14 protein-coding genes are annotated in these 13,155 nt (G+C 37.2%); 10 read left to right on the forward strand and 4 right to left on the reverse strand.

The window, feature by feature from the left end:
* Window positions 1-75: 75 nt before the first annotated feature.
* Together ACVBAX_RS04890 and ACVBAX_RS04895 are read left to right on the forward strand one after the other, a co-directional pair.
* The gene (locus ACVBAX_RS04890) at window positions 76-873 is read left to right on the forward strand and encodes an inositol monophosphatase family protein (RefSeq protein WP_447116113.1); all 798 of its coding nucleotides are present in this window, start codon (window positions 76-78) and stop codon (window positions 871-873) included.
* Window positions 860-1,324: a GNAT family N-acetyltransferase gene (locus tag ACVBAX_RS04895; RefSeq protein ID WP_447116114.1), complete on the forward strand. Its 465-nt coding sequence runs from the start codon at window positions 860-862 to the stop codon at window positions 1,322-1,324. Before ACVBAX_RS04890 ends, ACVBAX_RS04895 begins: the two co-directional genes overlap by 14 nt.
* Window positions 1,325-1,350: 26 nt before the next feature.
* On the opposite strand, the gene ACVBAX_RS04900 is transcribed toward ACVBAX_RS04895, so the two are convergent.
* The gene (locus tag ACVBAX_RS04900; RefSeq protein ID WP_119707397.1) at window positions 1,351-1,536 is read right to left on the reverse strand and encodes a YlaF family protein; all 186 of its coding nucleotides are present in this window, start codon (window positions 1,534-1,536) and stop codon (window positions 1,351-1,353) included.
* 182 nt (window positions 1,537-1,718) lie between these two features.
* Between ACVBAX_RS04900 and typA the strand changes: the two genes are divergently transcribed.
* Genes typA through ACVBAX_RS04915 form a run of 3 tightly spaced genes read left to right on the forward strand, consistent with a single transcriptional unit; the run spans window position 1,719 to window position 4,192 of the window.
* Window positions 1,719-3,557, forward strand: a complete 1,839-nt coding sequence (gene typA / locus ACVBAX_RS04905; RefSeq protein WP_430773782.1) for a translational GTPase TypA — start codon at window positions 1,719-1,721, stop codon at window positions 3,555-3,557.
* A 22-nt stretch (window positions 3,558-3,579) separates the two neighbouring features.
* Window positions 3,580-3,900 carry a YlaH-like family protein gene (locus tag ACVBAX_RS04910; protein WP_430773783.1) on the forward strand — a complete coding sequence of 107 codons (321 nt, stop codon included), beginning with the start codon at window positions 3,580-3,582 and terminating at the stop codon, window positions 3,898-3,900.
* Between the two features lie 4 nt (window positions 3,901-3,904).
* On the forward strand, window positions 3,905-4,192 hold the full coding sequence (locus ACVBAX_RS04915; RefSeq protein ID WP_447116115.1) for a hypothetical protein: 288 nt from the start codon (window positions 3,905-3,907) through the stop codon (window positions 4,190-4,192).
* Window positions 4,193-4,243: 51 nt separating this feature from the next.
* Here ACVBAX_RS04915 and ACVBAX_RS04920 read toward each other — a convergent pair whose 3' ends face one another.
* Entirely contained in the window at window positions 4,244-4,444 is a 201-nt protein-coding gene (locus ACVBAX_RS04920; RefSeq protein WP_447116116.1) for a YlaI family protein, read from the reverse strand.
* Between the two features lie 143 nt (window positions 4,445-4,587).
* Between ACVBAX_RS04920 and ACVBAX_RS04925 the strand changes: the two genes are divergently transcribed.
* A complete protein-coding gene (locus ACVBAX_RS04925; RefSeq protein WP_447116117.1) occupies window positions 4,588-5,043 on the forward strand; it encodes a pyridoxamine 5'-phosphate oxidase family protein in 456 nt (151 codons plus the stop codon).
* Window positions 5,044-5,070: 27 nt separating this feature from the next.
* Here ACVBAX_RS04925 and ACVBAX_RS04930 read toward each other — a convergent pair whose 3' ends face one another.
* Window positions 5,071-5,670, reverse strand: coding sequence for a YhcN/YlaJ family sporulation lipoprotein (locus ACVBAX_RS04930; RefSeq protein WP_430773786.1), 600 nt, complete (start codon window positions 5,668-5,670; stop codon window positions 5,071-5,073).
* A gap of 120 nt (window positions 5,671-5,790) precedes the next feature.
* On the opposite strand from ACVBAX_RS04930, the gene ACVBAX_RS04935 reads away from it, so the two are divergent.
* On the forward strand, window positions 5,791-7,170 hold the full coding sequence (locus ACVBAX_RS04935; protein ID WP_447116118.1) for a PhoH family protein: 1,380 nt from the start codon (window positions 5,791-5,793) through the stop codon (window positions 7,168-7,170).
* A gap of 74 nt (window positions 7,171-7,244) precedes the next feature.
* On the opposite strand, the gene ACVBAX_RS04940 is transcribed toward ACVBAX_RS04935, so the two are convergent.
* Window positions 7,245-7,742, reverse strand: coding sequence for a peptidyl-prolyl cis-trans isomerase (locus ACVBAX_RS04940; RefSeq protein WP_430773788.1), 498 nt, complete (start codon window positions 7,740-7,742; stop codon window positions 7,245-7,247).
* 206 nt (window positions 7,743-7,948) lie between these two features.
* Here ACVBAX_RS04940 and ACVBAX_RS04945 point away from each other — a divergent pair, with 206 nt between their 5' ends.
* From ACVBAX_RS04945 to pyc, 3 genes are all read left to right on the forward strand, one after another.
* Window positions 7,949-8,218 (forward strand): YlaN family protein, encoded by a 270-nt coding sequence (locus tag ACVBAX_RS04945; RefSeq protein ID WP_377057867.1) that lies wholly within the window; start codon window positions 7,949-7,951, stop codon window positions 8,216-8,218.
* A 187-nt stretch (window positions 8,219-8,405) separates the two neighbouring features.
* A complete protein-coding gene (locus ACVBAX_RS04950) occupies window positions 8,406-9,620 on the forward strand; it encodes an FtsW/RodA/SpoVE family cell cycle protein (RefSeq protein WP_447116119.1) in 1,215 nt (404 codons plus the stop codon).
* A 74-nt stretch (window positions 9,621-9,694) separates the two neighbouring features.
* On the forward strand, window positions 9,695-13,132 hold the full coding sequence (gene pyc, locus ACVBAX_RS04955) for a pyruvate carboxylase (RefSeq protein ID WP_447116120.1): 3,438 nt from the start codon (window positions 9,695-9,697) through the stop codon (window positions 13,130-13,132).
* The last annotated feature ends 23 nt before the right edge of the window (window positions 13,133-13,155 follow it).

Raw genomic sequence — 13,155 nt, forward strand, 5'->3', positions numbered from 1 at the left:
TATCAGTTGTTTGTTGATTCTAATTGTTTTACTCTATAAGAATAAAGATATTTACATAGGAAAGAGATGATATACATGGATATTAATGCAGTGGACATATTTGCAAAACAATTGGTTAAAGAAGCGGGTGAACTTATAAAAAAATCATTTTCAAAAGTACTAAACATTGAAACCAAATCACATGCTAACGACCTCGTTACAAATATGGATAAGGAGATTGAAGAATATTTCATACATAAGCTAAAAAGCCATTTTCCAGACCATCGCGTGTTAGGAGAAGAGGGAGTAGGTAGTAACCCTAAAGAATTGTCAGGTGTAGTTTGGATCATTGATCCCATTGATGGTACGATGAATTTTATTCATCAACAAAGAAACTTTGCTATATCGGTTGGAATTTATGAAAATGGTGTTGGTATGATTGGTCTCATATATGATGTTGTCCATGATGAATTGTATCATGCTAAGAAGGCGGAGGGTGCTTATATTAATGATAAACCACTTTCTCCCCTTTCACCTGTGGGGGTAGAGGAGGCAGTCATTGGGATAAATAGTACGTGGGTCACTCAGAACCGAAGAATTGATAGCAGTATTCTGTCTCCACTTGTCAGAGCGGTGAGAGGAACGAGATCATACGGTTCAGCAGCGCTAGAAATGGCATATGTGGCTGCTGGGAGACTGGATTCATATATGACCCTTCGATTATCTCCATGGGATTTCGCAGCAGGAATTATTTTGGTGGAAGAGGTTGGAGGTAAGTGTACGACTTTAAAGGGTGAGAAGCTTAATTTGCTAGGAGAAAATTCTGTGTTTATTGCGAATGCAAGTTTTCACGAAGCAGTGCTTAAGGATTTTTTAAATAATGGAAATTGGTAACATTCATTACCGAAAAATGCTTGAATCGGATGCTACATTATTACATGATTTTACAAAATTTGATTCTCTGTGGAAAAGGATTGAAATGGAACATTGGACAGCTAAAGAATATATGAACAAATATTTTTATGGAGAATGGAGAGTGTGGCAGCAAGAGGAAAGAGATGTAGCTATCACTTATCATTTGGAGTGTGCACCATCTAACAATAAGCCTTGGATTGGTATGGTAATTATAAACCCAAACGAGCGAAGGCAAGGTTTAGGTATAAGGATAATGCAGCATTTAAAAGAAGAATTGCGAGAAAAAGGGCATAAGGCGATTTTTGCAGGAGTACCAGTTGAAGCTGATATGTGGATTCAATTTTTATCAGACTGTTATTTTGAACAGTTTAAAGTTGAAAAAGATGAACAAAACCAAATGTTTTTAATCATGGTTTCTCCGTTGTATTAAAAAAGGGTTGGCAAATGCCAACCCTTTTAAAGTTTTCCTTGTTCTCGCATTTTTTTCTTAGTCGTAAATCCAAATCCCATTACGATAACAAGTGCAGCTAACGAAGCAAGGATACCCCCTATGCTACGATAACTAATAGCTATTCCTGTTCCCATCATACAGGCTGCTGAAGCAAAAGCAAAAAATAATAATGGCCACTTAATTGATTTCAAGATAAAACCTCCTTGAGCGAGGTATTAGAATGTATTTGTTTTGTTAAAAATAAAATGAATACGCTCCCTTCATTATTTTACACAAAATATTACTAGGTTTCCACTTCGAATATGATATAATGTTTCAGTTATGACTAAAAAAGTTAAATAAAAGTTTATATAAAAATGTAGGAGTGAACATGTTGAACTTAAGAACAGACATTAGAAATATTGCGATTATTGCCCACGTTGACCACGGAAAAACAACACTGGTTGACCAATTATTAAAACAATCAGGAACGTTCCGTACAAATGAGCACGTGGAAGAGCGTGCGATGGATTCGAATGATTTAGAAAGAGAACGTGGTATTACGATCCTTGCTAAAAATACAGCAATCCAATATAAAGATACTCGAATCAATATCCTTGATACACCGGGCCACGCTGACTTTGGTGGAGAAGTAGAACGTATCATGAAGATGGTTGATGGTGTACTACTTGTTGTTGATGCTTACGAGGGCTGTATGCCACAAACACGCTTTGTATTGAAAAAAGCATTAGAGCAAAATCTTACACCAATTGTTGTTGTTAATAAGATTGACCGTGATTTCGCTCGACCAGCTGAAGTTATTGACGAAGTAATTGATTTATTTATTGAATTAGAAGCTTCAGAAGAACAATTAGAATTCCCTGTTATTTACGCTTCAGCAATTAATGGAACAGCAAGTGTGACTCCTGATAAGCAGGATGAGAACATGGAATCTTTATATGAGGCAATTGTCGAGAATATTCCAGCTCCAGTTGACAACCGTGAGGAACCTCTTCAATTCCAGGTAGCACTATTAGATTACAATGACTATGTTGGAAGAATTGGTATCGGCCGTGTGTTCCGTGGGACGATGAAGGTTGGACAACAGGTTGCCCTTATGAAGCTTGATGGTTCAGTAAAGCAATTCCGCGTAACAAAAATCTTTGGTTTCTTCGGCCTAAAGCGTCAGGAAATCCAAGAAGCTTTCGCAGGAGATCTGATCGCTGTTTCAGGTATGGAAGATATTAACGTTGGGGAAACGGTATGTCCTGTAGAGCACCAAGAGCCACTTCCTGTGTTACGAATTGACGAGCCAACACTTCAAATGACTTTCCTTGTTAATAATAGTCCATTTGCTGGAAAAGAAGGGAAATTCGTAACTGCTCGTAAAATTGAAGAAAGACTTCGTGCTCAACTTCAAACAGACGTGAGCTTACGTGTAGACAACACTGATTCACCTGATGCATGGGTTGTTTCAGGACGTGGGGAACTACATCTTTCTATTCTTATCGAGAACATGCGTCGTGAAGGCTATGAGCTTCAAGTATCAAAGCCTGAGGTTATCGTAAGAGACATTGATGGAGTTCGTTGTGAGCCTGTAGAACGTGTTCAAATTGACGTACCTGAGGAGCATACTGGTTCAATTATGGAATCAATGGGTGCTCGTAAAGGTGAAATGGTTGATATGATTAATAATGGTAGTGGACAAGTGCGTTTAATATTCATGGTTCCTGCGAGAGGATTAATCGGTTATACAACTGAATTCTTAACATTAACTCGTGGTTACGGTATTATCAATCACAGTTTTGACAGCTACCAACCGATGGCACAAGGTCAAGTCGGCGGAAGACGTCAAGGAGTACTTGTTTCAATGGAATCAGGTAAAGCATCTTCTTACGGCATTATGGGTGTTGAAGACCGTGGAACCATTTTTGTTGAGCCAGGTACTGAGATTTATGAAGGAATGATTGTTGGTGAACATACTCGTGAAAATGATATTACGGTTAATATCACGAAGGTAAAGCAAGCTACAAATATTCGTTCTGCAAATAAAGATCAAACAACAACTATGAAAAAGCCAAGAATTATGACACTTGAGGAATCACTTGAATACCTAAATGAAGACGAGTATTGTGAAGTAACTCCTGAATCAATTCGTCTCCGCAAAAAGATTCTTGATAAGAATGAGAGAGAAAGAATCGCTAAGAAGAAAAAAATGGCGGAAATGAGCTAAGCTATTAAAGGAGAGGGGTAGCGTGGAAGGACTACAAGGGTTTTCACCTAGTCTTAGATTTTTTATCGAACTAACCGATGTAAAAACGGGTACATGGCTTCAGTTTGTGACATTAATTATTTTGACAGTAATTGTTTACAAATTAGGTTTTGCAAAGAAACTGTCCATTTTAAAAAATGTTGTCATATACACTTGTTTAGTTTTAGGCTGCTTTGTTTTGTTGATTTTCTCCTACGGTCTCCCAATTGTGGAGGGATTAGCTGTAGCAGCGCTCATTCTCATCATATATAAAATCCGCCTGCATCAAGAGAAAAAGCATAATCAAGTGGATGTAGAGGAGTAATCAAATGAAATCACTACAAGATACACTCTATAACTGGCTTACGATTAAAGTCGTAGTTGATGAACGCCCGGACGATACTGCTGCAGTGGATACAGAGAAAATGTTTTATGATATGCTTATTGAAGATCAAGGTATAAAAAATATTGAGGTTACCACTGATGCAGTTATGTATTACGTTCATTACGATTTAGGTGGGGAGAGAAAGTCAAATCGATTCCCAAGAGAGCTCATTGAAGTCATGTTAAACCAAATCAATGAGTCACCAGAAAGATACGCAAATTACCCAGAATAAAAAAATCCGCTCCGTTATTAATAACGGGGCGGATTTTTTTAACCTTTCGGTTTACCAATCATCTTCCTCATCTTTCGGCTTATTAAGCCTAAAGTTTCCGGTTGCAATTCTTTCCTTTGTGCGAGTAGCAATTCTTTCTTCACATTCTTTACACATGAAGGTATGTATCGGACGATTCCGAAGTCGTTTCGCTTGAAAGGAGTCACCTGGTATAGATTCAATCTTATCGCAAATTACACATTTTACTCTCATAATCGGTACACCTCAACATTTATCTTCTTTCTGTATTGTATAGTAAAATTTTCTATATGGATAGGACTAGCAGTACAAAATGGGTTTCAAGGTTGAAACTACCATTAAGTAGTTATAATATAGAAATATAAGGAGGGAATGGTATGCCTAACCAAGTTGAACAAAAATTAATTCAGCCACTGTTTGATGCCTTGCAAAAAGAGCGTTTTGTAACGCTTTCAACAGTAGACTTTGAAACAGGGGGACCGAATGTAAGTGCCATCTCTTGGATTTTAGCAAAGACCGATGAAAAAATCTATTTTGCTGTAGATAATCGTTCGAGAATTGTACAAAACATTCAAAAAAACAATCAAGTCGTTGTAAACTTAATTGTGAATGAATCAACTTATTCAATAAGTGGAGAAGCAAGTGTTAGGATGGAAAAAATAAATGATGTACCACTAAAGCTTGCTTTAATAGAAATTTCCATTAAAGAAGTGCGTGACGTTATGTTCTATGGTTCAAAAATAACTGTTGAGCCAGAATATGATAAAACATATGACAAAGCGGCAGCAACACGTCTTGATAATCAAGTAATGGATGCAATGAGAAAAGCTTAGCCTTCTGGGCTAAGCTTTTGTTAGTTATTAATCCTTATGACCTTGTGATTGTTTTTCTTGTGCTTTATCTAACTCTTTTGTTTCTCCTTCATTCAGCTTGTTTTTTGATTCCTCGGTTGCTTTATTTGCATTTGGATCGATAATATCTGCAGGAACCTCTGGCATTAAACGACCGGATATATCAGCTAATTCATTTACAATTCCTTGAATAGGCTCTCCACTTTGAATGTCTTCTTGAATTTCTCTTAATCGCGCGGTCATATCTGGATCGGCGATAACCACTGCTCTTGCACCATGTGGATCATTCTTCAAACTTTCAGCAACAGTATATTTAATTGACCCTACTTGAGATCTGTCGATGTCTTCATTTACATCAATACCAACAATCGCATATCTTCCTAAAACAACAGCCGTGGCATCATTCACACTAGGGATAGAAGTCGCTAGATCAACAAGATGTTTGGAAACCTCTTGGCCCGTTTCGCGGTCAATATTAGGTATGGTACTATTTTTGACATTTATGGTACGTGCTTCTTCGTTCTGGTTTGCTTTAGATTTTGTATTATCCTGACTTCCGCACGCGGAAATAAACAAGCAGCATGCCAGTATAGCAAGGGTTTTCTTCATAAAGTCCACCTCCGATTAATGTTTGGTTACCGTTTATTGTGCAAAAATTCTTCTATCTTTATACAAGAAAACATATAGTTTACCAAAGCTCTTTTCTTAAGCAGAAATTTTGGCAAGGACATGTGGTTAATTCAAATTACTATAGAATTAAGAGGAGCAGGAGGCATCAGTTTGAGTAAAATTTACGTATTAGATACCAATGTCTTGTTACAAGACCCATATTCCATCTTTTCCTTTGAGGACAATGAGGTGGTAATACCAGCCGTAGTACTAGAGGAAGTGGATTCGAAAAAAAGGTATATGGATGAAATCGGAAGAAATGCAAGACAAGTATCAAGGCTCATTGATAATTTAAGGCAAACTGGAAAATTACATGAAAAAATTCCACTTGAAAATGGTGGAGTGATGAGAATTGAGTTGAATCATCGATCCTTTCATCAGCTCCAGGATATTTTTGTTGAGAAAACAAATGATAACAGGATACTTGCTGTAGCCAAAAATTTATCTTTAGAAGAAGAAACAAAAGAAAATGGTCGACTTGTAATCTTGGTCAGTAAAGATGCATTAGTACGAGTAAAAGCTGATGCAATCGGTTTGAATTCAGAAGATTTTTTAAGTGATCGAGTCATAGAAAATGATGCCATATATACTGGCTATGCAGAATTATTTGTCGCCGTGGATGTGTTAAATCAGTTTTATGAAAAGGGAGAAATTCCAATATCATTATTTTCTACGTATTCTTTTTATCCAAATCAGTTCTTGGTGCTTAAGGATGCAATGGGATCTTCGCAATCAGCACTTGGTATGGTCGATTCAAAGAGACAAAGAATTAAAAAGCTAGTGTTTGATCATGATCATATATGGGGAATTCGCTCAAGAAATGTTCAGCAGACCATGGCGATTGAGTTGCTTCTAAGAAAAGACCTTCCACTTGTGACTTTAATCGGTAAGGCAGGAACAGGGAAGACTCTTCTGGCACTCGCTGCAGGATTAATGCAGACGGAAGATTTCGGGGAATATAAGAAGTTATTAGTGGCTAGACCGATTGTTCCTGTTGGGAAAGACCTTGGATTTTTACCAGGTGAAAAGGAAGAAAAGCTACGGCCATGGATGCAGCCCATCTATGATAATTTAGAATACTTATTTAATGTGAAAAAGCCTGGGGAGCTTGATGCCATTCTTGCAGGTATGGGGTCGATTGAAGTAGAGGCTCTTACTTATATAAGAGGAAGAAGTATACCTGAGCAGTTCATTATTATTGATGAAGCCCAAAATTTAACAAAACATGAAGTGAAGACCATTCTTACGAGAGTTGGAGAAAAAAGTAAAATCGTCCTGATGGGCGATCCTGAGCAAATTGACCATCCATATCTTGATGCATATAACAATGGCCTTACATATGTAGTCGAGAGGTTTAAGGACCAATCGATATCCGGCCATGTAAAGTTATTTAAGGGAGAGAGATCTGGTCTTGCACAATTAGCAGCTGATCTTTTATAAGTAAAGTGATTTTTTTACTCTTAAATGGCACAAGCATTAACAAGCTATCAAATAAAAGAAGGTTGAGCCTTCTTTTATTCGATAGCTACCGCACGGATATTTTTTATTGGCTGATGTTTATTAGAACCGTCCCCGTAAAAGGCATACACGGGTCCATCTTTTGTTAATGGCTTACCATCCTTTGAGAAACCTAAAATTAGTTCTTGTCCTACAGCTAGTGGCATAGATACCTCGCCATCTGTGGTCACGAGTGTTAAGTTTTTTGCATCATCTTTAATCTCTGCATTTTTTAAAAATGGCTTCAGCGGCATTCCAAATGTACCCGTCAGAACTTTTTCTTTTTCAAATTTTTTCTCCGTCTTTAAAGTGGGAGGAAAAACAGCTCCCTCCATTATTTCACGGTCCCAATGCTTGGACATGCTTTTTTTATATTCTTCCAAATCATCTACTTCTACTTGACTTTCCTCAAAATAGGTAGTTAAATCTACTCTACGATCGTCAAATATCCATACTCCAGGGTCTAAGGTGATTGTGAATTTTACTTTCCCTTGGATTGGTACAATATTTTCCATAACAGTTCCCCCTTTGTATCCTTAGTATAGACGTAAAGAGGATAAAAGTCATTTTTGGAGGATAATCAAAATTTTGGAGGATATTCAAAATTTCCTGAATCTTTCTACGGGTTCTCCTGTTTATCCTTGCAATTTTCCTCTTAAACGTATAAAATTTATAGATAGGATAAACGCTCGGAAACGGGGGGACTAAGTTGGCGTCTGACATGGTTTTAGATCATAAAGAAAGAGCAAATGCCTTGTTAAAGGCTGACGCTGATAAAATTCTAAAGTTAATTAAAGTACAAATGGATAACTTAACGATGCCTCAGTGTCCGTTATATGAAGAGGTTCTGGATACACAAATGTTTGGTCTATCTCGTGAAATAGATTTTGCTGTTCGCCTTGGCTTGATTGAAGAAAAAGAAGGTAAGGCGATTTTAGGAGAATTAGAAAGAGAACTATCAGCCCTTCATGAAGCATCGCAAAGAAAATAACGTACTTTCGAAAGCTCAAACTTTCTCGAGAGAGACTGTTTGAGTTTTTTTATAAAGTATTTTTTCTGAAAATTTGATATTATTAAGATAATAATTTTTAGTTGTACTTTTCTTCACATCAAATGCAGGAAATTCAATGTTATAATATAATACATATTACGACTAAGAAGATGAGGAAGAGGGTTACATGTTTAAAAAAATATTAAAATCTTATGATTATTCGTTAATCCTAGTTGTGGTATTGTTATCTATATTTGGACTAGTTATGATATATAGCTCAAGTATGGTTACAGCTATTCAAAGGTATGGATATGAAAGTGATCATTTTTATGATCGTCAAAAACTATTTTTAGTAGTTGGTGCTGTTTTATTTCTTTTCTTTTCTGTATTTCCTTACAAAATTATGCTTAGCAATCGTTTTTTAGTTCCTGTTGTGTTATTTTCATTTGCATTACTCATTTTCATATTTCCATTCGGTCATTCCGCGGGAAATGCTCAAAGTTGGTATAAGATAGGTCCGCTAAGCCTGCAACCATCTGAATTTGTAAAGGTAAGTGCTATAGTTTACTTATCAGCAGTGTATGCGAAGAAACAATCGTATATTAATCAGTTTAATCATGGTGTACTACCACCACTTGCTTTTATCATCATTGCTTGTTTTTTAATTGCACTTCAGCCTGACTTTGGAACAGCTGCTCTAATAGTAGCTATTTCAGGCGTGATCATCCTTTCGTCTGGAATGAATATCAAAAATATAGGAAAATTAGTTATGTTGGGTGCGATTCCATCTATCCCAATGCTTATATTATTTCAGGATAAAATATTTTCCTCCGTACGTGTCGGAAGGTTTGAAGCATTTTTTAATCCTTTTGCTGAAGAGATAGCCCAAAAGGAAGGCTATCATATGGTTAATTCGTTCCTGGCCTTAGGGGCTGGGGGCATTAAAGGTCTAGGATTGGGACAAAGTGTCCAAAAATTAGGGTATTTACCTGAGCCCCATACGGACTTTATAATGGCTGTAATATCTGAGGAACTCGGAATATTTGGAGTTGCATTTGTATTGTTCGGCTTAGGTTTTATCGTCCTAAAAGGAATTTACATTGGTTTAAAAGGAAAGGATGCTTTTGGTAGTTTGCTAGCAATCGGAATTGCGGGCATGATAGGTATACAATCATTTGTAAACTTAGCAGGGGTTTCGGGAGTCATTCCGTTAACAGGAGTTCCATTGCCGTTTATTAGTTATGGAGGCTCATCTATTCTGCAACTCTCCATTGCTATGGGCATCTTAGTGAATGTTTCTATGTTCGTTAATTATGAGAAAAAGTTTAAGGAAACGAATGATCAGAAAGTAGAAACGGTTCATCCTAATAACCGATTTGAAGGCGTTCAAATAAAAAAATAAGCGCTCTTGGTTTCTTGACCAAGCGCTTTTTATAAATACAATATAGTATAAATATACAGAATGGGGTGTTTTACTTGCAAAGAAAGATTAACAAGGTATTAGTTGCAAACCGAGGAGAAATAGCTATACGTGTGTTTAGAGCTTGTACAGAGCTTAATATACGAACAGTTGCTATATATTCAAAAGAAGATTCCGGTGCATATCATCGTTATAAAGCCGATGAAGCATATATCGTCGGAGAAGGTAAAAAACCGATTGATGCTTATTTAGATATCGAAGGAATTATTAACATTGCTAAACACAGTGATGTGGATGCTATTCACCCAGGTTATGGATTTCTTTCAGAAAACATTCATTTTGCAAGACGATGTGAAGAAGAAGGGATCATCTTTATTGGTCCAAAATCAAAGCATCTTGACATGTTTGGTGACAAAGTAAAAGCTAGAACACAAGCCCAAGCTGCAAAGATTCCAGTCATTCCTGGTAGCGATGGTCCTGTAAATAGCTTAGAGGAAGTTATTGCTTTTGGGAAAGAATATCACTATCCGATCATCATTAAAGCATCGCTCGGTGGTGGTGGAAGAGGTATGCGTATCGTTAGGCACTTAGAAGAAGTAAAGGAAGCCTACACGAGAGCAAAATCTGAAGCAAAAGCAGCTTTTGGAAATGATGAGGTTTACGTTGAAAAGTATATTGAAAAGCCAAAGCATATCGAGGTTCAAATTATCGGAGATGAGTTTGGTAATATTGTCCACCTTTATGAAAGAGATTGCTCGGTACAACGTCGTCATCAAAAGGTAGTAGAGGTTGCACCATGTATCTCTATTTCAGAAGATCTTAGAGATAGAATCTGTTTAGCAGCTGTTGATTTAATGAAAAATGTAGATTATCTAAATGCTGGAACAGTAGAATTCCTTGTTTCAGGTGACGAATTCTACTTTATTGAAGTAAACCCGCGCGTACAGGTTGAGCATACTATTACTGAGATGATCACTGGTGTTGATATTGTTCAAACACAAATCTTGGTTGCAGAAGGACATGAGCTGCATGATGAAACGGTAGGTATTCCAAAACAAGAAGATATTCGTATTATGGGATATGCGATTCAATCTCGTGTCACAACGGAAGATCCGTTGAACAATTTCATGCCTGATACAGGAAGATTAATGACGTACCGTTCAGGTGGTGGTTTTGGGGTAAGATTGGATGCAGGTAACGGTTTCCAAGGAGCAATTATTACTCCATACTATGATTCCTTGCTTGTTAAGCTATCTACCCATGCTTTAACGTATGAGCAAGCTTGTGCCAAAATGGTAAGAAATCTACAAGAGTTCCGTATCCGTGGAATTAAAACGAATATTCCGTTCTTGGAGAATGTTGTAAAGCATAAAGATTTCCGCAGTGGAAATTACGATACATCCTTTATTGATTCTTCACCTGAGTTATTTATGTTCCCAGTCCGTAAAGACAGAGGGACAAAAATGCTCTCTTATATTGGGAATGTAACAATTAACGGTTTCCCAGGAATTGAGAAAAAGAAAAAGCCTGTTTTTGATAAGCCAAGAATCCCATTAACAGATTCATTAAGTGTTCAAAGTGGAACAAAGCAAATTCTTGATGAAAGAGGAGCAGAAGGCTTAGTAAAGTGGATTAAAGAGCAACCTGAAGTTCTTTTAACAGATACTACTTTTAGAGATGCTCATCAGTCCTTGTTAGCTACTCGTGTTCGTACGACAGATTTAAAGCATATCGCAGAGCCGACATCGTTATTACTACCTGATATGTTTTCCATGGAGATGTGGGGTGGAGCAACGTTTGATGTTGCGTACAATTTCTTAAAGGAAGATCCATGGGATAGACTTTTAACTTTAAGAAAGCAGATTCCAAATGTATTATTCCAAATGCTACTAAGAGCTTCAAATGCTGTTGGTTATAAAAATTATCCAGACAATGTGATTCGTGAGTTTGTAGAGAAATCTGCTTATGCTGGTATAGACGTATTCCGTATTTTTGATAGTCTGAACTGGGTTAAAGGAATGGAAGTGGCTATCCAAGCCGTAAGAGATACGGGGAAAATAGCTGAAGCTGCGATTTGTTATACAGGAGATATCCTTGATACATCAAGACCGAAGTATAACTTAAGCTACTATAAGGATTTGGCTAAAGAACTTCAAAATCAAGGGGCACATATTTTAGCTATTAAAGATATGGCAGGGTTATTAAAGCCACAAGCTGCATATCAATTAATTTCTGAATTAAAAGAAACTATTGATATTCCGATTCACCTACACACTCATGATACAAGTGGTAATGGGATATTTACGTATGCAAAAGCCATTGAGGCTGGTGTAGATATTGTAGATACAGCATTAAGTACAATGGCAGGATTAACGTCACAGCCAAGTGCAAACACATTGTACTATGCACTTGAAGGCAATGATCGTAAGCCGAAGGTAGATATTAAAGCGTTAGAACAGCTTTCTTACTACTGGGAAGATGTGAGAAAGTACTACCACGATTTCGAAAGTGGAATGATGTCTCCTCATACAGAAGTGTATCAGCACGAAATGCCAGGTGGTCAATATAGCAATCTTCAACAACAAGCAAAGGCAGTTGGCCTTGCTGACCAGTGGGAAGACGTGAAGGAAATGTATGCGCGAGTAAATCATATGTTTGGTGATATCGTTAAAGTTACTCCTTCTTCAAAAGTCGTAGGTGATATGGCGTTATATATGGTTCAAAACGACCTAACGGAAGAGGATGTCCTTTCTAAAGGAGATAGTCTCGATTTCCCTAATTCGGTTGTAGAATTATTTGAAGGATACTTAGGACAGCCTGTTGGAGGCTTCCCAGAAGAACTTCAAAAAGTGATCCTTAAAGGTCGTGAGCCAATCACGGTAAGACCTGGAGAACTATTAGAGGATGTTGATTTTACAGCTTTAAAAGAAAAGTTATTCAAAGAATTAGGAAGACCTGTAACGAGCTTTGATGCCATTGCTTATGCATTATATCCAAAGGTATTTAAAGACTATACGACTATGGTTGAGCAGTTTGGCGATATTTCGGTGTTAGATACACCTACTTTCCTATACGGCATGAGACTAGGAGAGGAAATAGAAGTCGAAATTGAAACAGGTAAAACATTAATCGTGAAGCTTATCTCTATTGGTCAGCCTCAAGCTGATGGTACTCGTGTTGTCTACTTTGAGTTAAATGGACAACCGAGAGAGGTTGTTATTAAGGACGAAAGTATTAAGTCCACTGTTGCCACTAAGATTAAAGCTGATCCGAAGAAAGAAACACATATCGGTGCTTCTATGCCAGGGACAGTAATTAAAGTGTTAGTCTCAAAAGACGAAAAGGTCGAAAAAGGAGATCACTTAATGATTACAGAAGCTATGAAAATGGAAACGACGGTTCAAGCTCCGTACTCAGGCTTTGTTAAAGACATTTATGTATCAAATGGAGAAGCAATTCAAACAGGCGATCTCCTTATCGAGTTACAAAAGTAAACAGTAAAAAGGTGTTGCACTTA

Source organism: Robertmurraya sp. GLU-23, from assembly GCF_052983275.1.

What these genes read in the sequence shown, in the direction of transcription:
- ACVBAX_RS04920 (WP_447116116.1), bottom strand. Translation starts at nt 4,444, where the DNA reads ATGAGAGTAAAATGTGTAATTTGCGATAAGATTGAATCTATACCAGGT.
- ACVBAX_RS04940 (WP_430773788.1), bottom strand. Translation starts at nt 7,742, where the DNA reads ATGGAAAATATTGTACCAATCCAAGGGAAAGTAAAATTCACAATCACC.
- ACVBAX_RS04915 (WP_447116115.1), top strand. Translation starts at nt 3,905, where the DNA reads ATGAAATCACTACAAGATACACTCTATAACTGGCTTACGATTAAAGTC.
- ACVBAX_RS04930 (WP_430773786.1), bottom strand. Translation starts at nt 5,670, where the DNA reads ATGAAGAAAACCCTTGCTATACTGGCATGCTGCTTGTTTATTTCCGCG.
- ACVBAX_RS04945 (WP_377057867.1), top strand. Translation starts at nt 7,949, where the DNA reads ATGGTTTTAGATCATAAAGAAAGAGCAAATGCCTTGTTAAAGGCTGAC.
- ACVBAX_RS04935 (WP_447116118.1), top strand. Translation starts at nt 5,791, where the DNA reads ATGTGGTTAATTCAAATTACTATAGAATTAAGAGGAGCAGGAGGCATC.
- ACVBAX_RS04950 (WP_447116119.1), top strand. Translation starts at nt 8,406, where the DNA reads ATGTTTAAAAAAATATTAAAATCTTATGATTATTCGTTAATCCTAGTT.
- ACVBAX_RS04895 (WP_447116114.1), top strand. Translation starts at nt 860, where the DNA reads ATGGAAATTGGTAACATTCATTACCGAAAAATGCTTGAATCGGATGCT.
- ACVBAX_RS04890 (WP_447116113.1), top strand. Translation starts at nt 76, where the DNA reads ATGGATATTAATGCAGTGGACATATTTGCAAAACAATTGGTTAAAGAA.
- ACVBAX_RS04925 (WP_447116117.1), top strand. Translation starts at nt 4,588, where the DNA reads ATGCCTAACCAAGTTGAACAAAAATTAATTCAGCCACTGTTTGATGCC.